Genomic DNA, 19,450 nt, shown 5'->3' on the forward strand with positions numbered 1-19,450 from the left:
AATATCAGACATTCGGTTGCCTGTCGCGCTCAGACGCGCACGTTGCCCCTCATGTGTGACTCCACGCACACCTTTCAGGTAAAGACTGCATCAAATAGTTTGTGATACCGTTCACGAGAACCCCGGAAAGAGCCGACGAGCCGCCCTGCGACGGCTCACCGGTGCGGTGAATTCGCACCCGGCCCGGGGGTTTACGCTCGTCCATGACGACACACTGCCCCCTGTGAATTGCGGAGTTGCCGCCATGCCGTCCAATGACGTCCGGATCCTGGCCCAGGCCGCCGTGCCCACGGCTGCCGTTGGTGCTGTCGCCGCCGTCATCAGCGCTGTGGTGGCCGGCGGCAAGGGGGCGGTCGGAGCCGTCGTCGCGACCGTGGTGGCGATGCTCTTCATGGGGATCGGTCTCTACGTCCTGCAGCGCACCGCCAAATCGCTTCCGCATCTTTTCCAGGCGATGGGCCTGATGCTCTACGCGGCACAGATCCTGCTGCTGTTCGTCTTCCTCGCCGTCTTCAAGAACACGACGCTGTTCAACCCCCGGGCCTTCGCGATCACCTTGGTCGCCGTCACGCTGGCATGGATCGCGGCGCAGACGCGGGCCCACATGAAGTCCAAGATTCTCTACGTCGAACCCGAGTCGACGACGGACACGAAGTCCGAAAAATCGGGGCACTCGTCGTGACGGGTAGGGGCGGGATAAAGAGGCCGGCAAGACCCTGCTATCGTCCGGTGCCAACTGCGGCATCGCGGGCGCGGGCATCCCTGCTGACGCCTGCTCAATCGCGAGGCGAGATGCCCCCCAGCCGCCCCCACATCCGTAACACCAGTCCCGTGCCGAACCGCGGCTCAGCGCCGCGCCGACACAACGAGGTTGCCGTACCTATGCGCCACGCTGAAGGAGCCCGCGGTGAGTGCTGACCCGACGCAGGTGCTCGCCTTCGAGACCGACTGCCACATCTTCGACGGCTGTGGCTTCCCGGCTCCCGGCCTGCACTCGTTCCTGTTCGAGCCCCTCTGGGGCGACGCGGACAGCAACCTGTACTTCAACAAGCCGATGCTGCTGGCCCTGCTCGGCTCGCTCGTCATCATCGGCTTCTTCTGGGCCGCCTTCCGTAAGCCGAAGGTCGTCCCGGGCAAGCTCCAGATGGTCGCCGAGGCCGGATACGACTTCATCCGGCGCGGCGTCGTGTACGAGACCATCGGCAAGAAGGAAGGGGAGAAGTACGTTCCGCTGATCGTCTCCCTCTTCTTCTTCATCTGGATGATGAACCTCTGGTCGATCATCCCGGTCGCCCAGTTCCCGGTCACCTCGATCATCGCCTACCCGGCGGTCCTCGCGGCTGTCGTGTACATCCTGTGGGTCTCGCTGACGTTCAAGCGGCACGGCTTCGTCGGCTTCTTCAAGAACGTCACGGGTTACGACAAGTCTCTCGGCCCGGTGCTGCCGCTGGCCATGCTCATCGAGTTCTTCTCGAACCTGCTGGTGCGGCCCTTCACGCACGCCGTGCGTCTCTTCGCGAACATGTTCGCGGGCCACACCCTGCTGCTGCTCTTCACGATCGCCAGCTGGTACCTGCTGAACGGCGTCGGCATCGCTTACGCGGGCGTCAGCTTCATCATGACGATCGTCATGACGGCCTTCGAACTTTTCATCCAGGCCCTTCAGGCGTACGTCTTCGTGCTCCTCACGTGCACGTACATCCAGGGCGCGCTCGCCGAGCACCACTGAGCGCACCCCGCACCACCACCCCCTGATCGTCCGGTGGCCAACCCCCACCGGTCCGTAAAGAAAAGGAAGAACTGGCATGTCCCAGACCCTTGCCGCTGTTTCCGGCTCGCTCGGCTCCATCGGTTACGGCCTCGCTGCCATCGGCCCCGGCGTCGGCGTCGGCATCATCTTCGGTAACGGCACCCAGGCCCTCGCCCGCCAGCCCGAGGCGGCCGGCCTGATCCGCGCCAACCAGATCCTGGGCTTCGCGTTCTGTGAGGCGCTCGCCCTGATCGGTCTGGTCATGCCGTTCGTCTACGGCAAGTGATCGCGGATCAACTTCCCGCCGACTAGACGAAAGGCAAACCCATGAGCCCGATGCTCACGATCGCGGCCGAGGAGATGGAGAATCCCCTCGTCCCGCCGATCCCCGAGCTCGTCATCGGCCTGATCGCCTTCGTCATCGTCTTCGGCTTCCTCGCCAAGAAGCTCCTCCCGAACATCAACAAGGTTCTGGAAGAGCGGCGCGAGGCCATCGAGGGCGGTATCGAGAAGGCTGAGGCCGCGCAGACCGAGGCCCAGAGCGTCCTCGAGCAGTACAAGGCCCAGCTCGCCGAGGCCCGGCACGAGGCCGCGCGTCTGCGCCAGGAGGCGCAGGAGCAGGGCGCCACGCTCATCGCCGAGATGCGCGCGGAAGGCCAGCGGCAGCGCGAGGAGATCGTCGCCGCCGGTCACGCCCAGATCGAGGCCGACCGCAAGGCCGCCGCGTCCGCGCTGCGCCAGGACGTCGGCAAGCTCGCCACCGAACTGGCCGGCAAGCTCGTCGGCGAGTCCCTCGAGGACCACGCCCGGCAGAGCCGCGTGATCGACCGCTTCCTCGACGAGCTCGACCAGAAGGCCGAGGCCGCACGATGAACGGAGCGAGCCGCGACGCCCTGGCAGCCGCACGCGAGCGTCTCGACGCGCTGACGGACTCCACGTCCATGGACGCCGGCTCGCTCGCCGGTGAGCTGGCCGCCGTCACCGCGCTGCTCCACCGCGAGGTGTCGCTGCGTCGGGTCCTCACCGACCCGGCGCAGGCCGGTGACGCCAAGGCCGACCTGGCCCGGCGCCTCCTCGGCTCGCAGGTCAGCGGTCCGGCCGCCGACCTGGTGGCCGGCATGGTGCGCTCCCGCTGGTCGCAGTCCCGCGACCTGGTGGACGCACTGGAGGAGCTGGCGAACACCGCCGACCTCACCGCCGCCCAGAAGGCCGGTGCGCTCGACGACGTCGAGGACGAGCTGTTCCGGTTCGGCCGGATCGTCTCCTCCAGCACCGAGCTGCGCGCCGCGCTCACCAACCGCAGCGCGCCCGCCTCCTCCAAGAGCGAGCTGCTGCGCAGCCTGCTCGGCGGCAGGGCGAACGCGGCCACCGAGCGTCTGGTGACGCGACTGGTGACCGCGCCGCGTGGACGTAGCCTGGAGACGGGGCTCGAGTCCCTGTCCAAGCTCGCCGCCGACCGCCGGGACCGCATGGTGGCCGTCGTCACCTCCGCGGTACCGCTGAGCGACAGCCAGAAGCAGCGCCTGGGCGACGCCCTCGCGAAGCTCTACGGCCGGCGGATGCACCTCAACCTCGACGTCGACCCCTCGGTCGTCGGCGGGATCCGGGTGCAGGTCGGTGACGAGGTCATCAACGGCTCCCTGTCGGACCGGCTCGAGGACGCGAGCCGCCGGCTGGCGAGCTAGGCACCACATTCTTCATAAGCAGTAAGCAGTAAGCAGTACGCACTTACGGCCCTGGTTGGGCCGTGAAGAGGATTCACCTCATATTGGGGGGAGTCCCCATACCCCCCAAGTGAAACTTCGGGCCCAACAAGGAGAGCAGGGAACTCAGATGGCGGAGCTCACGATCCGGCCGGAGGAGATCCGGGACGCGCTGGAGAACTTCGTCCAGTCGTACAAGCCGGACGCGGCCTCGCGCGAGGAGGTCGGTACGGTCACCCTGGCCGGTGACGGCATCGCGAAGGTCGAGGGCCTGCCCTCGGCCATGGCCAACGAGCTGCTGAAGTTCGAGGACGGCACCCTCGGCCTCGCCCTCAACCTCGAGGAGCGCGAGATCGGTGCCATCGTCCTCGGTGAGTTCAGCGGCATCGAGGAGGGCCAGCCGGTCACCCGCACCGGCGAGGTGCTGTCCGTCGCCGTCGGCGAGGGCTACCTCGGCCGTGTGGTCGACCCGCTCGGCAACCCGATCGACGGCCTCGGCGAGATCGAGACCGAGGGCCGCCGCGCCCTCGAACTGCAGGCCCCCACGGTCATGCAGCGCAAGTCGGTGCACGAGCCGATGGAGACGGGCTACAAGGCCGTCGACGCCATGACCCCGATCGGCCGTGGTCAGCGTCAGCTGATCATCGGCGACCGTCAGACCGGCAAGACCGCGCTGGCCGTCGACACGATCATCAACCAGCGTGACAACTGGCGCTCCGGCGACCCGAAGAAGCAGGTCCGCTGCATCTACGTCGCCATCGGCCAGAAGGGCTCCACCATCGCGTCGGTCCGCCGCGCGCTGGAGGAGAACGGCGCGCTGGAGTACACGACCATCGTCGCCGCCCCGGCGTCCGACCCGGCCGGCTTCAAGTACCTGGCGCCGTACACCGGCTCGGCCATCGGCCAGCAGTGGATGTACGACGGCAAGCACGTCCTGATCATCTTCGACGACCTGTCGAAGCAGGCCGACGCCTACCGCGCCGTTTCGCTGCTGCTGCGCCGCCCGCCGGGCCGCGAGGCCTACCCGGGTGACGTCTTCTACCTGCACTCCCGTCTGCTGGAGCGCTGCGCGAAGCTCTCCGACGAGATGGGCGCCGGTTCGATGACCGGTCTGCCGATCGTCGAGACCAAGGCCAACGACGTCTCGGCGTTCATCCCGACCAACGTCATCTCCATCACCGACGGCCAGTGCTTCCTGGAGTCGGACCTGTTCAACGCCGGTCAGCGCCCCGCGCTGAACGTCGGTATCTCCGTCTCCCGAGTCGGTGGTTCCGCGCAGCACAAGGCGATGAAGCAGGTCTCCGGCCGTCTGCGCGTGGACCTCGCCCAGTTCCGTGAGCTGGAGGCGTTCGCCGCCTTCGGTTCCGACCTGGACGCCGCGTCGAAGGCTCAGCTGGAGCGCGGTCAGCGCATGGTCGAGCTGCTGAAGCAGGACCAGTACCAGCCGATGTCGACCGAGGACCAGGTCGTCTCCGTCTGGGCCGGCACCACCGGCAAGATGGACGAGGTGCCGGTCGTCGACATCCGTCGCTTCGAGAAGGAGCTCCTGGAGTACCTGCACCGCAAGGAGCAGGGCCTCATGACCTCCATCCGCGAGGGCGGCAAGATGTCGGACGACACCCTGCAGGCCGCGGCCGACGCGATCGCCGAGTTCAAGAAGCAGTTCGAGACGAGCGACGGCAAGCTGCTCGGCGAGGACGCCCCGTCCGCCGCCAAGTGACGTAAGGAAGGGACCTGACTCATGGGAGCTCAGCTCCGGGTCTACAAGCGTCGCATCCGATCCGTCACCGCGACCAAGAAGATCACCAAGGCGATGGAGATGATCGCCGCCTCGCGCGTCGTCAAGGCGCAGCGCAAGGTGGCGGCCTCCACGCCGTACGCGCAGGAACTCACCCGCGCGGTCACGGCGGTCGGAACCGGGTCGAACACCAAGCACCCGCTCACCACGGAGGCGGACAACCCGAGCCGTGCCGCGGTCCTGCTCCTCACGAGCGACCGCGGTCTGGCCGGCGCCTTCAACGCCAACGCCATCAAGGCGGCGGAGCAGCTGACCGAGCGCCTGGAGCGCGAGGGCAAGCAGGTCGACACGTACATCGTCGGCCGGCGCGGTGTGGCCCACTACAACTTCCGTGAGCGCACGATCGCGGAGACGTTCACCGGCTTCACCGACGAGCCCTCGTACGCGGACGCCAAGAAGGTCGCGGCTCCGCTGATCGAGGCGCTGCAGTCGGAGACCGCGGACGGCGGCGTGGACGAACTCCACATCGTCTACACCGAGTTCGTGTCGATGATGACGCAGACGGCGGTCGGCTCCCGGCTGCTGCCGCTGCGCCTCGAGGAAGTGGCCCAGGAGAACGCCGTCAAGGGCGAGATCCTGCCGCTGTACGACTTCGAGCCCTCGGCGGAAGACGTCCTCGACGCGCTGCTGCCGCGGTACGTGGAGAGCCGTATCTACAACGCGCTGCTCCAGTCGGCCGCTTCGAAGCACGCCGCCACGCGGCGCGCGATGAAGTCGGCCACCGACAACGCGGGCGAGCTGATCAACACGCTCTCCCGTCTTGCCAACGCGGCCCGCCAGGCCGAAATCACCCAGGAAATCAGCGAGATCGTCGGTGGCGCCAGTGCCCTGGCCGACGCGACCGCGGGGAGTGACAACTAATGACCACCACTGTTGAGACCGCGACGGCTACGGGCCGCGTCGCCCGGGTCATCGGCCCGGTCGTCGACGTGGAGTTCCCCGTCGACGCCATGCCGGAGATCTACAACGCCCTGCACGTCGAGGTCGCCGACCCGGCGAACGAGGGCCAGCTCAAGACGCTGACCCTGGAGGTCGCGCAGCACCTGGGCGACGGCCTGGTCCGCACCATCTCCATGCAGCCCACCGACGGTCTGGTCCGCCAGGCCCCGGTGACCGACACGGGTGCCGCCATCTCCGTGCCGGTCGGTGACTTCACCACGGGCAAGGTGTTCAACACCCTCGGTGAGGTGCTGAACACCGACGAGGAGTACACGGGCGAGCGCTGGCCGATCCACCGCAAGGCGCCGAACTTCGACGAGCTCGAGTCGAAGACCGAGATGTTCGAGACCGGCGTCAAGGTCATCGACCTTCTCACCCCGTACGTCAAGGGTGGAAAGATCGGCCTGTTCGGCGGTGCCGGCGTCGGCAAGACGGTGCTCATCCAGGAGATGATCTACCGCGTCGCCAACAACCACGACGGTGTGTCGGTGTTCGCCGGTGTCGGTGAGCGCACCCGTGAGGGCAACGACCTCATCGACGAGATGAGCGAGAGCGGTGTCATCGACAAGACCGCGCTCGTCTTCGGCCAGATGGACGAGCCCCCGGGCACCCGTCTGCGCGTGGCCCTCGCCGGCCTGACCATGGCGGAGTACTTCCGCGATGTGCAGAAGCAGGACGTGCTGTTCTTCATCGACAACATCTTCCGCTTCACCCAGGCCGGTTCCGAGGTGTCGACCCTGCTCGGCCGTATGCCCTCCGCGGTGGGTTACCAGCCGAACCTGGCCGACGAGATGGGTCTCCTCCAGGAGCGCATCACCTCGACCCGTGGTCACTCGATCACCTCGATGCAGGCGATCTACGTCCCCGCGGACGACCTGACCGACCCGGCCCCGGCCACCACCTTCGCCCACCTCGACGCGACGACGGTGCTCTCCCGTCCGATCTCCGAGAAGGGCATCTACCCGGCCGTGGACCCGCTGGACTCGACGTCCCGGATCCTGGACCCGCGCTACATCGCGCGGGAGCACTACGACGCGGCCATGCGCGTGAAGAACATCCTGCAGAAGTACAAGGACCTGCAGGACATCATCGCGATCCTCGGTATCGACGAGCTCGGCGAGGAGGACAAGCTCGTCGTCCACCGTGCCCGTCGCGTGGAGCGCTTCCTGTCCCAGAACACCCACGTCGCCAAGCAGTTCACCGGCGTCGACGGGTCGGACGTCCCGCTGGACGAGTCGATCGCGGCCTTCAACGCGATCTGCGACGGCGAGTACGACCACTTCCCGGAGCAGGCGTTCTTCATGTGCGGTGGCATCGAGGACCTGAAGAAGAACGCGAAGGAGCTGGGCGTCTCCTGACCCCCGCGCTCTGACGTGAGCCGAACGGCTCACCCTTGAGGGGGCGGGCACGTCCCGCCCCCTCTGCCACGCCCACTAGACTTGTAACCAACACCCGGCACAACCGCCGGGTGGTGACCCGAGGAGCCACCTTGGCTGCTGAGCTGCACGTCGCGCTGGTCGCGGCCGACCGAGAGGTCTGGTCCGGCGAGGCCACCCTGGTCGTCGCGCGCACCACGTCCGGCGACATCGGCGTCATGCCCGGTCACCAGCCGCTGCTCGGTGTGCTGGAGTCGGGCCCGGTGACCATCCGTACGCCCGAGGGCGGCACGATCGTCGCCGCGGTGCACGGCGGATTCATCTCGTTCGCGGACAACAAGCTGTCCCTGCTGGCCGAGATCGCCGAGCTGTCGGACGAGATCGACGTCCAGCGCGCGGAGCAGGAGCTCGCCCGCGCGAAGGCGGAGGACGACGCCGAGGCCCAGCGCGCCGCGGACGTCCGTCTGCGGGCGGCGACGGCGGGGCGCTGATCCCGGCGCGGTGAGATGACGTCACTCAGCCGCGGCCGGCACCGGAGCGATCCGGAGCCGGTCGCGGCTGAGGCAGATCTGGATGATTTTTCCGTTCCGTTACCTAGGAGACGAGGAGGTCGGTGTCGATGGTCCTCGCTCTGACTGTGTGCGGAATCGTCGTGGCCCTCGTGGTGGTGGGGCTCTTCGTCTTCGGCCTGCGGCGCCGCCTCATCCAGCGCTCCGGCGGCACCTTCGACTGCAGCCTGCGCTGGGACGCCCCCGAGAAGAGCGACACCGGCGGCAAGGGCTGGGCGTACGGGGTGGCCCGCTACAACGGCGACCGGGTCGAGTGGTACCGGGTCTTCTCCTACGCCCCCCGTCCCCGCCGTGTCCTGGAGCGCTCCGCGATCGAGGTGGCCGGCCGCCGCGTCCCCGAGGGCGAGGAGGAGCTGGCGCTGCTGTCGGACGCGGTGATCCTCGCCTGTCTGCACCGGGGGACGCGACTGGAGCTCGCGATGAGCGAGGACGCGCTGACCGGTTTCCTCGCCTGGCTGGAGGCGGCGCCTCCGGGGCAGAGGGTGAACGTCGCCTGATCGTCCGACGTCCGTGAAGCACATCGCCCCTCCTCCCGGCCGGGAGGAGGGGCGATGTGCGTTGCCGGTAGGGGGAGTGGTTACCGCAGTCCGGCGTCGACGGCGCTCGCCAGCTCACCGTTGCTGGTGTCGCCGCTGAACTCCCAGTAGAAGGCGCCGCCGAGGCCCTGGGCCTTGGCCCACGCCATCTTGGAGTTGATGGTGGCGGGGGTGTCGTAGGACCACCAGTTGGTGCCGCAGTGGGCGTACGCGGTGCCGGCGATCGTGCCGGTGGCCGGGCAGCTGTTCTTGAGGACCTTGTAGTCCTCGATGCCCGCCTCGTACGTGCCGGGCGCGGCGCCCGTCGCGGTGCCGCCGGGGGCGGACTGGGTGACGCCGGTCCAGCCGCGGCCGTAGAAGCCGATGCCGAGCAGCAGCTTCTTGGACGGGACGCCCTTCGCCTTCAGCTTGGCGATGGCGTCGGCGGAGTTGAAGCCGGCCTGTGGGATGCCCGCGTACGACGTGAGCGGCGAGTGCGGGGCCGTCGGGCCCTGCGCGTTGAAGGCGCCGAAGTAGTCGTAGGTCATCACGTTGTACCAGTCGAGGTACTGGGAGGCGCCGCCGTAGTCGGCCGCGTCGATCTTGCCGCCGTTGGAGCCGTCGGCGGTGATGGCCGCGGTCACCAGGTAGTTCTGGCCGAACTCGTTGCGCAGCGCCTGGGAGAGGTTCTTGAACGCCGCCGGGCCGGAGCTGTCACAGGTCAGGCCGCAGGCGTTGGGGTACTCCCAGTCGATGTCGATGCCGTCGAAGACGTCGGCCCAGCGCGGGTCCTCCACGACCTGCTTGCAGGACCGGGCGAACGCGGCGGGGTTCTGCGCGGCCTGGCCGAAGCCGCCGGAGTAGGTCCAGCCGCCGAAGGAGTACAGCACCTTGATGTGCGGGTACTTCGCCTTCAGCTGGCGCAGCTGGTTGAAGTTGCCGCGCAGCGGCTGGTCCCAGGTGTCGGCCTGGCCGCTGACCGACTGGTCGGCGGTGTAGGCCTTGTCGTAGGCGGCGTACGTGTCGTCGACGGTGCACTGCCCGTTCTTCACGTTGCCGAAGGCGTAGTTGATGTGCGTGATCTTCGAGGCGGTGCCCGAGGTCACCAGGTTCTTGACGTGGTAGTTGCGGCCGTAGACGCCCCACTCGGTGAAGTAGCCGAGCTTGACCTTGTCGCCGGTGGGCGGCGGCTCCTCGGTGTTGCCGGTGGTGCGGACCCGCACCGCGCCGCCGGCCGGGCCGGTCTGGTCGGCGGTGTCCCGGGCCTGCACGGTGTAGGAGTAGTCCGTGCCCTTGGCCAGGCCGCTGTCCGTGTACGAGGTGCCGGTCACGGTGGCGACGCGGGAGCCGTCGCGCAGCACGTCGTAGTTCTTGACGCCCTTGTCGTCGGTGGCCGCGGACCAGGACAGGCGCACCGAGGTGTCGGTGACGTTCGAGGCGGTGGGGGTGCCGGGGGCGCTCGGCGGGTTGTCGCCGGGGTTGGTGGTGCCGCCGTCACAACTGCCGCCGTTGAGCTTGCAGTTGGCGGGGGAGCCGGAGCCGCTGCCGTTGAAGCCGAAGCTGATGGAGGCACCGGGGGCGAGCGTGCCGTTCCAGGACTTGTTCTTGGCGGTCCAGTGGGTGCCGGAGGAGGTGACGTCGGCGTCCCAGGCGGAGGTGACCGAGGTGCCGGAGGGGAAGTCCCACTCGACGGTCCAGGAGCTGAGGCTGGTGGTGCCGGTGTTCTTGACGGTCCACTTGCCCTCGAAGCCGGAGCCCCAGTCCTGGGTCTTGACGTAGGTCGCGGTCGCCGACGTCGCCGCCTGGGCGTTGCTCGCGAGGCCTACGAGGCCGGCGAAGGGGAGCACGAGGGTCGCGATCCCTGCCGCGACTCTGTGTCTGAAGCGCATACCGCGCCTCCTTCTGGGGGATGGGGGCACGACTGAGCCTTCGTGCCCACGGTGCGGCGAGAATAGAAAGGTCTGGACCACGGGTCAATAGGTCTGGACCACTGAGCGCAGTTGTTTGTGAATAAACCTTTACAGCCCCAACTCCTGGGCCAGAACCGCCGCTTGCACCCGGCTGCGCAGCTCCAGCTTGCCCAACAGGCGGCTGACGTGCGTCTTCACCGTGGCCTCGGCCATGTCCAGGCGCTGGGCGACGGCGGCGTTGGACAGTCCTTCCCCGAGGCAGGACAGCACCTCCCGCTCGCGCCGGGTGAGCGCGTCCAGCACCGACGGGTCGGCCGTCACCGGCCGGGCCGGCTTCGCCGCGAACTCGGCGATCAGCCGCCGGGTCACGGCCGGGGCGACTATCCCCTCACCGCCCGCCACCGTGCGCACCGCCTCGATCAGGTCCTTCGCCTCCGTGTTCTTCAGCAGGAACCCGGCCGCGCCGGCCCGCAGCGCCCCGAACACGTACTCGTCGAGGTCGAACGTGGTCAGCACCAGCACGTCCGCGAGGTTCTCCGCGACCACCTTCCGGGTCGCCGACACCCCGTCGAGACGCGGCATCTGCACGTCCATCAGCACGAGGTCGGGCCGCAGTTCACGGGCGAGTTCGACCGCCCGCTCACCGTCCTCCGCCTCTCCCACCACCTCGATGTCCGGCGCGCTGCGCAGGATCAGGACCAGTCCCGCACGCACGGCGGACTGGTCCTCGGCGACCAGGACGCGGATCATCAGGCTTCTCCTTGTTCGACGTCGGTGACGGGAAGGGTGGCACGTACCACCCACAGCGTGCCGTCCGGGCCGCTCTCCGGCCCGGCCTCGAAGGTGCCGTCCAGCAGGGCGGCCCGCTCCCGCATGCCGACCAGTCCGGCCCCCGACCCCGGCGCGCGCGGGGTGTCCCGGTCTCCGTGGACGCTGGTCACCCGGATCTCCAGGGCGTCGGCCGGGCGCCGCAGGCACACGGTGACCGGACCCGCCGAGGCGTGCTTCAGCGCGTTGGTCAGCGACTCCTGCACGATCCTGTACGCGGCCAGCTCGACCGGCGCGGGCACGGCGCCGTGCCCTGCGTCCAGGGTGACGTCGAGGCCGTTGGCGCGGGCGCCCGCCACCAGGGCACCCAGACCGTCGAGGGTGGGCGTCGCGGACGGCTCCCGGTCGTCGGCGCCGTCGCGCAGGATCCCGATGAGCCGCCGCATCTCGGCCAGCCCCTGCACGCTGTTCCGCCGGATCACCGTCAGCGCCTCCCGGGAGGTGCCGGGGTCGTCCAGGGAGAGGGCGGCGGTGGAGTGGATGGCGATCGCGGAGAGGTGGTTGGCGACCATGTCGTGCAACTCGCGGGCCATCCGGGCGCGTTCCGCGGTCACCGCCTGGACCCGGTCCATCTCTGCCAGCAGCGCGGTCTGTTCGGCCCGCAGCCGGGCCGCGTCGGCGGCGTCCCGGTGGTTGCGCACGATCAGGCCGGTCGACGCGGGCGCGAACGTCACCGCGCCCGCCACCAGCCCGAACAGCAGGGCCTCGGGCACCCGCCACACCGCGTACGGCACCAGCGTCGCCATGACGGTCACGACGCCGGTGATCCACGGCAGCCGGCGTGCGGTGGCGGGCGTGCCGTAGACGACGGCGGCGTACACCAGGTCGGTGTACATCACGATGGTGGCGATGCTGCCCTGCGTCACCGTGTCCGCGGCCAGCGCCAGCGTGCCGGCCAGCACCGCGGTACGCGGGGCACTGCGGCGCAGCAGTTCGCAGCAGGCCATCACGGCGAGCGGCACCAGGAGCGCCCACCGGCCGTCGAACAGCACGATCGGGTCGTCGCCCGGCCGCACCCCCAGCCCGAAGCCCCACAGCAGCAGTCCGCCCAGGAGCCCGGCGAGCGCCACCGACACGTCGAAACGGGGCGGACGGAGCTGTCGTAGGGCCATGCCCCCATCTAAGCCGACCCGCCGGACGGTCCGAAGGGGCGCGGGGGCGCGTCGACCGCGGGGCACCGCCCCCTTCGGGTCCTGGTCCGCCTCAGCCGGCGAGCGCCTGGATGCCGAGCGTGGTGATCAGCTCGCCACCGGGCCGCCTGGGCCGCCACGGTCGCCGGCCCGGACCGGGGACTGCGACTTTCGATGTACCGCGGGTTCGTCGTCGGCGACGACGCGACGGGCCGCTCCGCACGGAAGCCTGGAAGGGTGACCGAGAGGAGCGAACCGTGATCGTCGCCTTGATCATCGCCTGCGAGGTCGGGTTCTGGGTGCTGCTGGCGGCCGGACTGGCCTTCCGGTACCTGCTGCGGATGCGGCGCACCGGCATGGCGCTGCTGTTGTGCGAGCCGCTGCTGGAGCTCGTGCTGCTGGCCGCCACCGTATGGGACCTGAAGAACGGCGCGGAGCCGGACTGGACCCACGGGCTCGCCGCGCTCTACATCGGCTACACGGTCGGCCACGGCCACCGCACGGTGAAGTGGCTCGACGGGCACGCGGCGCACCGCTTCGACGGCCGCCCCCTGGTGCGGCCGCCGCGCTACGGACTGGCGCGCGCCCGTCACGAGACCACGGTGTGGCTCGGCACCCTGGTGGCCGCCGCCGTGGCGACCGCGCTGCTCCAACTCGCCATCTGGTACGTCGACGACCCGGGCCGCTCCACCTCCCTGGAGGTTTGGCGCTTCACCGCCTGGCGGGCGGCCGGCATCCACGGGCTGGTGGCGCTGGCCTACTGGGTCTGGCCGAAGAAGGCCCCCAAGGGCGGTGACGAGAGTGTGCGGGACACCGCCGGCGCCGAGGAGCGGGAGCGGGTGGGCCGGTGAGCACGGCGTACGGCACCCTGCTCGCGGGCGTCCTCACGGCGCTCGCCGGGCTGCTGCTGTGGCGGTACGCCGGGGGAGTGGACCTGCCGGTCGTCACGCCCTCCAAGGCGGGCGTGGCGCTGGTGTGCGTCGGGGCCGCCGAGGCACTGCTCGGAGCGTTCCGCGCGGTGCGCGGCACGCAGGGGCGGCGGCCCCGCTGAGTGCTGGGGTCTTCGCTCAGCGCTCGCCGCCCGGCACCCACAGCACGTCGCCGGTCTCCTTGTTCGCGATGCGGGCCAGGATGAACAGCAGGTCGGAGAGGCGGTTGAGGTAGGTGGCGGTGAGCGGGTTCATCGTCTCACCGTGCACCTCCAGCGCGGCCCAGGTGGAGCGCTCGGCCCGGCGCACCACCGTGCAGGCCTGGTGCAGCAGCGCCGCGCCCGCCGTGCCGCCCGGCAGGATGAAGGAGCGCAGCTTCTCCAGCTGTTCGTTGAAGCGGTCGCAGTCCTCCTCCAGCCGGTCGACGTAGAACTGCTCGACCCGCAGCGGCGGGTACTTCGGGTCCTCCACCACCGGCGTCGACAGGTCGGCGCCCACGTCGAACAGGTCGTTCTGCACGCGCGTGAGGACCGTGACGACCTCCTCCGGGAGCCCGCCCAGGGCCAGCGCCGTACCGATGACCGCGTTCGCCTCGTTGGCGTCGGCGTAGGCGGAGATGCGCAGATCGGTCTTGGCGACCCGGCTCATGTCACCGAGATGGGTGGTGCCCTTGTCGCCGGTCCGTGTGTAGATGCGTGTCAGGTTGACCATGAGGTCAGCCTAGTGACGCCCCGGCGGCCCGGGGCACGCGTGTGCGGACCGTCACGGCGCGGTCCCGGACGGCACGGCACCGTTACGGGTGCGGCGGGCACGGCGCGGCACCCGCGCGGTCCCGCACGGCACGGCACCGTCACGGGCGCGGCGGGCACGGCACCGTCACGGGCGCGGTCCCGCACGGCACGACGTTCACCGGGCGGTCCCCTACGGGGCGGGCGGCGGCGTGAGCAGCAGCACCATGAGCCCCTGGACGCGGGTGCCGTCCTCCGCCTCCCAGGCCCCGGCGACATGGCCCGCCGCGCCCGGCTCCGCCTGCGGTGTGCCGTCCGGAGCGGGGTGCAGGATGCGCAGCACCCGCAACACCGTGCCGTCCGGGGCGGTGAGCTCGGTGTGCTCCCCGGTGTCCGTGACGGCCGGGAACTCCGCCGGCACCGGGCCCTCGCCCGCCAGAGCGCGGGTGACCTCCCGGTCGGGGGTGTCGCTCGCGCTCTGTGCCTGCGGCTCCGCCCGGCCCTCGACCAGCGCCGCCAACTCGGCGACGGCCACCGGGTCGTGGCAGGCGTCGTAGACCCAGCGGCGGCCCAGCACGCCGTGTTCCGTGGTGCCGACGAGCCCCGCGTCCGCCCCGTCGAGCGGTGCGCCGCGGTAGGTGAGCGGCACGAGGTAGGCGGCCGGCGCGGAGCCGGAGGCGTCCGTGGCGACCAGGAACTCGATCCCCACCTCGCCCTGGGGGTCGTCGAGGCGGAAACCGCCCGCCCTGGTGAGCCGCGGGCCCTCCGGGGCGCCGTGGTACCAGGGGCGCGACGGCAGCCAGGCCGTCAGGAGCTCCAGTTTGGTCGGCTCGAGGGTGGTGCGGTGGATCACGGCCATGCCGGGCTTCTCCTTCGTCGAGCGGGCACCGGGACCCCTACCCTCGCACCCGCCCGCGACGCGGCGCGACGGCTTCGCGCCCGCAGTCCCCGCCGCCTGACGGTCCGTCGGCTCTCCGTGCGTGTGCCGCCGGTGTGATGTCCGTCATGTGAGACGTGACGCGCGTTACTTACCGGTCACAGGGCCCCTCACGCCCGCTAATGTCCGCTCCTGGAGAACATGGACAGCGCGTATCAGGGGAGTCGCACAGTGGCACGCAAGCTCGCCGTCATCGGGGCCGGTCTCATGGGGTCCGGCATCGCCCAGGTCTCCGCACAGGCGGGCTGGGAGGTCGTCCTGCGTGACGTCACCGACGAGGCGCTGACGCGGGGCACGGACGGGATCAAGGCGTCGTACGACAAGTTCGTCGCCAAGGGGAAGCTGGGGGCCGAGGACGCCGAGGCGGCCCTCGCCCGCATCACCACGACCACCGACCTCGACGCCTGCGCGGACGCGGACGTCGTCGTCGAGGCCGTGTTCGAGAAGCTCGAGGTCAAGCACGAGATCTTCCGCACGCTCGACAAGCTGGTGCGCGAGGACGCCGTGCTCGCCTCCAACACCTCCGCCATCCCGATCACCAAGATCGCGGCCGTGACGGAGCGCCCGGAGCGGGTCGTCGGCACGCACTTCTTCTCGCCGGTGCCGATGATGCAGCTCTGCGAGCTGGTCCGCGGCTACAAGACCAGCGACGAAACCCTCGCCAAGGCACGGGAGTTCGCCGAGTCGGTCGGCAAGACCTGCATCGTGGTCAATCGCGACGTCGCCGGCTTCGTCACCACCCGCCTCATCTGCGCCCTCGTCGTCGAGGCCGCCAAGCTGTACGAGTCGGGCGTGGCGAGCGCCGAGGACATCGACCTGGCCTGCAAGCTGGGCTTCGGCCACGCCATGGGCCCGCTGGCCACCGCCGACCTCACCGGCGTGGACATCCTGCTGCACGCCACGGGCAACATCTACACCGAGTCGCAGGACGAGAAGTTCGCAGCTCCCGAGCTGATGCGCCGGATGGTTGACGCCGGTGACATCGGGCGCAAGAGCGGGCAGGGCTTCTACGAGCACTGAGACCGCGATCACCCCGGCGTGCGTCACACGCCGGGGTGAATTCGGTATCGGTTCGCTCACAGGTAGCAACCTCCACGGTCGTTATGCAGTCAGAGGTTGCAATACCGGCCGACAGAACACCGCGGAGCACGAGACGCATCACGGGGAGCGCATATGCACATCAGGGGCGACCACGCCGAGCTGGTCGTCGGGGGCCGCCTCGACGTCCGCAGCGCGGCGGACGCCCGTACGGTCCTTCATTCGGCCGTCGACGACGGCGCCGGCGACCTGGTGCTGGACCTGTCCGAACTGGACTCCTGGGACGCCACCGGACTCGGGGTGATCATGGGGGCCCACCGACGAGCCGGCCGCTGCGGCCGACGCCTGGTGCTGCGCGACGTACCGCCGCAGATGCAGCGCCTGTTGGTGGCCACCCGGCTGCACCGGATCCTGGCGATCGAGGGGGGCATCGGGGTGGACACGCTGCCCCGCGTGTAGGGGCGTACGGGGGCGCAAAGGACGAGCGGAAGGACCCGGGCCGACGCCCGCGAACCCCTCCCCGCGCGCACAATCCTCACGAGACCGTGACCACTCGGACGCCGTGGTACCCCGGACTGTCGTGGATACTGACCGAAGGTTTAGGGTTCGGCTGCCCGCTGCCTTGCAACCCTCGAGCGGGCCCGGACCAGAAGCGACAGCGCGGTGTGCAGCGAGGCCGGGGAGGGCTTCAGCCACGACGCTTTTGGGGGGCTAGGACCTATGGACCCGAACCACACGGGACCCGAGGAGTACGGCCACGGCGGTGACGGCGACGCGCCGCGCCAGCGCCCTCCCAGGGAATCCCTCACGTCCGACTTCGGACAGCACACGCCCGTGCCCGCCCGCACGGTGCAGCTCGTCTCCGGCGACTTCCTGCTGACCGTCAACCCCGTCGACGGCAGCGAGATCGAGCCCTGCCCGCCCGCGGAGCGACCGGACCGGCCCGCGAAGCTCACCGAGGCCGAACGCGCCGAGGTGGAGCGCGCCGCGACCCCGCCCGTCCCCCCTGGCCCGGCGCAGCCCGCGCTGCCGCTGCTGGCCCGGCAGGACGAGCGGGAGAACCTGGTGCGGCTGCTCGCCCGGGGCCGCTCGGTGCGCCTGGTGGGTCCCGGAGGCTCGGGCCGCACCCGGCTCCTCGACGTCGTCGCCGAGGACTGCGCCGACCTGGCACCCGACGGCGTCGTCCGCCTGAGCGGCCACCGGCGCTCCTCCGACGACGTGCTGTACGACCTCTTCCACGCCGTCCACGACGCCCCCCTGCACCGCCCGGACCGCGACGAACTGCTCACCCTGGTGCGCGAGATCGGCGCCGTCGTCGTCCTGGACGACCTGGAGTTCGGCGGGGCCGCGCTCGACCAGCTGCTGGACGCCACCCCCGAGTGCGCCTTCCTGTTCGCCGTCACCCCGGACGTGGCCGACCCCTCCGCCGACGCCGGCGTCGAGGACGTCGAGCTGTCCGGGCTCGACCGCGCGGCCGGCCTCGACCTGCTCGGCCACGCCGTCGGCCGCGGCCTCACCGACGAGGAGGCCACCTGGGCGGGCGACCTGTGGTTCGAGTCCGAGGGGCTGCCGCTGCGCTTCGTCCAGGCCGGCGCCCTGCTGCGGCAGCGCGACCGGCTGCGGGCCGGCGCCGGTGCCGTCGACGAGTTCGGCGTCTTCGAGGACGTACGGCCCGACGAGGCGCCCTACGACCCGGTCGACGAGGACGAGGTGCCGCTGCCCGCGCTCGGCGAGGCCGCGGCCCCCGCGCCGCTGCTCGCCTCCCGGCTCAGCGCCTCCGCCCGCGCCACCCTGCGGTTCGCCGTCGCGCTCGGCGGCGAGGTGCCCCACCAGGCGCACCTGCCCGCCCTGGTGGGCGACACCCACGCCGACGCCGCCCTCGGCGAGCTGGTCGCCTGCGGACTGGTCTCCCCGGTCGGCGCCCGCTACCGGCTGGCCGCCGGTGTGCCGGCCCAGCTGGAGGCCGCCGGGTACGCCGACGACGCCGACGAGCAGGCCCGCGCCGCCGCACAGCACTACGCCTGGTGGACCGGTCATCCCTCGGTCACCCCGGAACGGGTCAGCGCCGAGTCCGACGCGGTCCTCGCCGCGCTCACCGCCCTCTCCCCGCTCGCCCCGGGCTCCGCCGAGGGCGAGCCGAGCACGGCCGTGCAGCTCGCCCGCACCGCCGCGCCCGCCTTCGCCGCGGGCATGCACTGGAGTGCCTGGGAGCGGGCGCTGCGGGCCGGTGCGGAGGCGGCGCGGACCGCCGGGGACGTGGCGGAACAGGCCTACTTCCACCACGAGCTCGGCATCCACGCCCTGTGCGCCGGACAGCTCGACCGGGCGCGCGCCGAACTTGAGGCCTCCATCGGCCTGCGCGGCGCCCTCGCCGACAAGCGCGGCACGGTCGCGGGCCGCAGGGCGCTGGCCCTGGTCGCCGACCGCTCCGGCGTCCCGCTCGCGATCGCGCCGACCGCGGGGGAGGAGGTGCCCGAGGCCCATGTCGAGGAGTCGGCGTCCCCGCCCCGCGGTGTGCCGATGGCGTTCCCCGACCTCCAGCCCCCGGCCGACGCCGGCCTGGTCGTCACCCGCGGGGTGCCGGCCTCGGTGCCCCCGCCGGCGGACAAGGCGGGCGTCGGCGGCGGGCTGAAGGGGCTGGCCCGGCGCAACCTGGTCGCGGCCGGCGCGGGCGCGCTGCTGGTCGCCGTGCTGGGCACCGTCGTCACCCTCGGCGCCACCTCCGGGAACGACCCGGCGACCCCGTCCGAGAACGTGGGCGTCAACCCGTCAGCCAGCCAGGGCGCCGACGACGACGGCAGCCTCGACGCGGACCCGGCGTCCGGAAACAAGGGCGACACCGGGCCGGCCACCAGCCGGCCGTCCGACCCGGGCCCGGACGGCACGCTCGGCACCGCGGACGACCCGACGCCGACGGCGACCGAGGCCGAGCCGACGGACGAGGAGACCGGCACCAAGAAGCCGGGGGAGCCGACGAAGTCCACCTCGCCGGGCACCAGGCCGACCAAGACGCAGAAGCCGCCCACGTCGAACTCGCCCGACCCGACGGAGTCGGAGACGGAGGAGCCCACCGGCTCGCCGTCGTCCCCCGACACCGAGGAGCCGACGGACCCGGGCACCACCCCGGGCGAGCCGACCACCAGCGACTCCGCCAGTGGTCCCGCCTCCTCCGCCCCCATCGAGACCTCCGCGAGCGCGGACGAGAGCACAGACCCGGGCACGCCCGGCGATGACGAGACGCTGATCTGACCCGCCTGACCCGCCTGACAGGCCGGGGGGCCGGGGTCCTGTACGGAACCC

20 protein-coding genes are annotated in these 19,450 nt (G+C 70.7%); 15 read left to right on the plus strand and 5 right to left on the minus strand.

The annotated features are described in order from the left end of the window. Nucleotides 1-244: 244 nt before the first annotated feature. From B100_RS0111175 to B100_RS0111220, 10 genes are all read left to right on the plus strand, one after another. On the plus strand, nt 245-682 hold the full coding sequence (locus B100_RS0111175; protein ID WP_024884518.1) for a Cg1360 family ATP-synthase-associated protein: 438 nt from the start codon (nt 245-247) through the stop codon (nt 680-682). Nucleotides 683-907: 225 nt separating this feature from the next. Then, nucleotides 908-1,729, plus strand: a complete 822-nt coding sequence (atpB, locus tag B100_RS0111180; protein WP_024884519.1) for a F0F1 ATP synthase subunit A — start codon at nt 908-910, stop codon at nt 1,727-1,729. Between the two features lie 76 nt (nt 1,730-1,805). Further along, nucleotides 1,806-2,036 (plus strand): ATP synthase F0 subunit C, encoded by a 231-nt coding sequence (gene atpE / locus B100_RS0111185; protein WP_024884520.1) that lies wholly within the window; start codon nt 1,806-1,808, stop codon nt 2,034-2,036. 41 nt (nt 2,037-2,077) lie between these two features. Beyond that, entirely contained in the window at nt 2,078-2,623 is a 546-nt protein-coding gene (locus B100_RS0111190) for a F0F1 ATP synthase subunit B (protein WP_024884521.1), read from the plus strand. Further along, nucleotides 2,620-3,435, plus strand: coding sequence for a F0F1 ATP synthase subunit delta (locus B100_RS0111195; RefSeq protein ID WP_024884522.1), 816 nt, complete (start codon nt 2,620-2,622; stop codon nt 3,433-3,435). The genes B100_RS0111190 and B100_RS0111195 overlap by 4 nt, the downstream gene beginning before the upstream one ends. A 148-nt stretch (nt 3,436-3,583) precedes the next feature. Further along, on the plus strand, nt 3,584-5,173 hold the full coding sequence (gene atpA, locus B100_RS0111200; RefSeq protein WP_024884523.1) for a F0F1 ATP synthase subunit alpha: 1,590 nt from the start codon (nt 3,584-3,586) through the stop codon (nt 5,171-5,173). A 21-nt stretch (nt 5,174-5,194) separates the two neighbouring features. Then, entirely contained in the window at nt 5,195-6,112 is a 918-nt protein-coding gene (locus B100_RS0111205; protein WP_024884524.1) for a F0F1 ATP synthase subunit gamma, read from the plus strand. Beyond that, a complete protein-coding gene (gene atpD / locus B100_RS0111210; RefSeq protein WP_024884525.1) occupies nt 6,112-7,548 on the plus strand; it encodes a F0F1 ATP synthase subunit beta in 1,437 nt (478 codons plus the stop codon). The genes B100_RS0111205 and atpD overlap by 1 nt, the downstream gene beginning before the upstream one ends. Nucleotides 7,549-7,679: 131 nt before the next feature. Further along, complete coding sequence (locus B100_RS0111215) at nt 7,680-8,057, plus strand: F0F1 ATP synthase subunit epsilon (RefSeq protein ID WP_024884526.1); 378 nt, start codon at nt 7,680-7,682, stop codon at nt 8,055-8,057. A 128-nt stretch (nt 8,058-8,185) separates the two neighbouring features. Continuing rightward, nucleotides 8,186-8,632 carry a DUF2550 domain-containing protein gene (locus tag B100_RS0111220; RefSeq protein WP_024884527.1) on the plus strand — a complete coding sequence of 149 codons (447 nt, stop codon included), beginning with the start codon at nt 8,186-8,188 and terminating at the stop codon, nt 8,630-8,632. An 80-nt stretch (nt 8,633-8,712) separates the two neighbouring features. Here the strand turns inward: B100_RS0111220 and B100_RS0111225 are convergent, their stop codons facing one another. The 3 genes from B100_RS0111225 to B100_RS0111235 form a co-directional block, all read right to left on the minus strand. Further along, nucleotides 8,713-10,539 carry a glycoside hydrolase family 18 chitinase gene (locus tag B100_RS0111225; RefSeq protein WP_024884528.1) on the minus strand — a complete coding sequence of 609 codons (1,827 nt, stop codon included), beginning with the start codon at nt 10,537-10,539 and terminating at the stop codon, nt 8,713-8,715. Nucleotides 10,540-10,668: 129 nt separating this feature from the next. Beyond that, nucleotides 10,669-11,310 carry a response regulator transcription factor gene (locus B100_RS0111230; RefSeq protein WP_024884529.1) on the minus strand — a complete coding sequence of 214 codons (642 nt, stop codon included), beginning with the start codon at nt 11,308-11,310 and terminating at the stop codon, nt 10,669-10,671. Further along, entirely contained in the window at nt 11,310-12,500 is a 1,191-nt protein-coding gene (locus tag B100_RS0111235) for a histidine kinase (protein ID WP_024884530.1), read from the minus strand. Before B100_RS0111235 ends, B100_RS0111230 begins: the two co-directional genes overlap by 1 nt. Nucleotides 12,501-12,775: 275 nt before the next feature. On the opposite strand from B100_RS0111235, the gene B100_RS0111240 reads away from it, so the two are divergent. Together B100_RS0111240 and B100_RS0111245 are read left to right on the plus strand one after the other, a co-directional pair. Further along, nucleotides 12,776-13,369 (plus strand): hypothetical protein, encoded by a 594-nt coding sequence (locus B100_RS0111240; protein WP_024884531.1) that lies wholly within the window; start codon nt 12,776-12,778, stop codon nt 13,367-13,369. Next, nucleotides 13,366-13,569: a DUF5708 family protein gene (locus B100_RS0111245; protein ID WP_024884532.1), complete on the plus strand. Its 204-nt coding sequence runs from the start codon at nt 13,366-13,368 to the stop codon at nt 13,567-13,569. The genes B100_RS0111240 and B100_RS0111245 overlap by 4 nt, the downstream gene beginning before the upstream one ends. Nucleotides 13,570-13,585: 16 nt before the next feature. On the opposite strand, the gene B100_RS0111250 is transcribed toward B100_RS0111245, so the two are convergent. Both B100_RS0111250 and B100_RS0111255 read right to left on the minus strand, forming a co-directional pair. After that, nucleotides 13,586-14,158 carry a cob(I)yrinic acid a,c-diamide adenosyltransferase gene (locus B100_RS0111250; protein ID WP_024884533.1) on the minus strand — a complete coding sequence of 191 codons (573 nt, stop codon included), beginning with the start codon at nt 14,156-14,158 and terminating at the stop codon, nt 13,586-13,588. Nucleotides 14,159-14,368: 210 nt separating this feature from the next. Beyond that, nucleotides 14,369-15,034: a maltokinase N-terminal cap-like domain-containing protein gene (locus tag B100_RS0111255; protein WP_024884534.1), complete on the minus strand. Its 666-nt coding sequence runs from the start codon at nt 15,032-15,034 to the stop codon at nt 14,369-14,371. A 249-nt stretch (nt 15,035-15,283) separates the two neighbouring features. Between B100_RS0111255 and B100_RS0111260 the strand changes: the two genes are divergently transcribed. From B100_RS0111260 to B100_RS0111270, 3 genes are all read left to right on the plus strand, one after another. Continuing rightward, entirely contained in the window at nt 15,284-16,132 is an 849-nt protein-coding gene (locus B100_RS0111260) for a 3-hydroxyacyl-CoA dehydrogenase family protein (RefSeq protein WP_024884535.1), read from the plus strand. 153 nt (nt 16,133-16,285) lie between these two features. Next, nucleotides 16,286-16,609, plus strand: a complete 324-nt coding sequence (locus B100_RS0111265) for an STAS domain-containing protein (RefSeq protein ID WP_024884536.1) — start codon at nt 16,286-16,288, stop codon at nt 16,607-16,609. Between the two features lie 261 nt (nt 16,610-16,870). Beyond that, a complete protein-coding gene (locus B100_RS0111270; RefSeq protein ID WP_024884537.1) occupies nt 16,871-19,399 on the plus strand; it encodes an ATPase AAA in 2,529 nt (842 codons plus the stop codon). Nucleotides 19,400-19,450: the final 51 nt, after the last annotated feature.

It is taken from the genome of Streptomyces sp. CNH189, assembly GCF_000527195.1.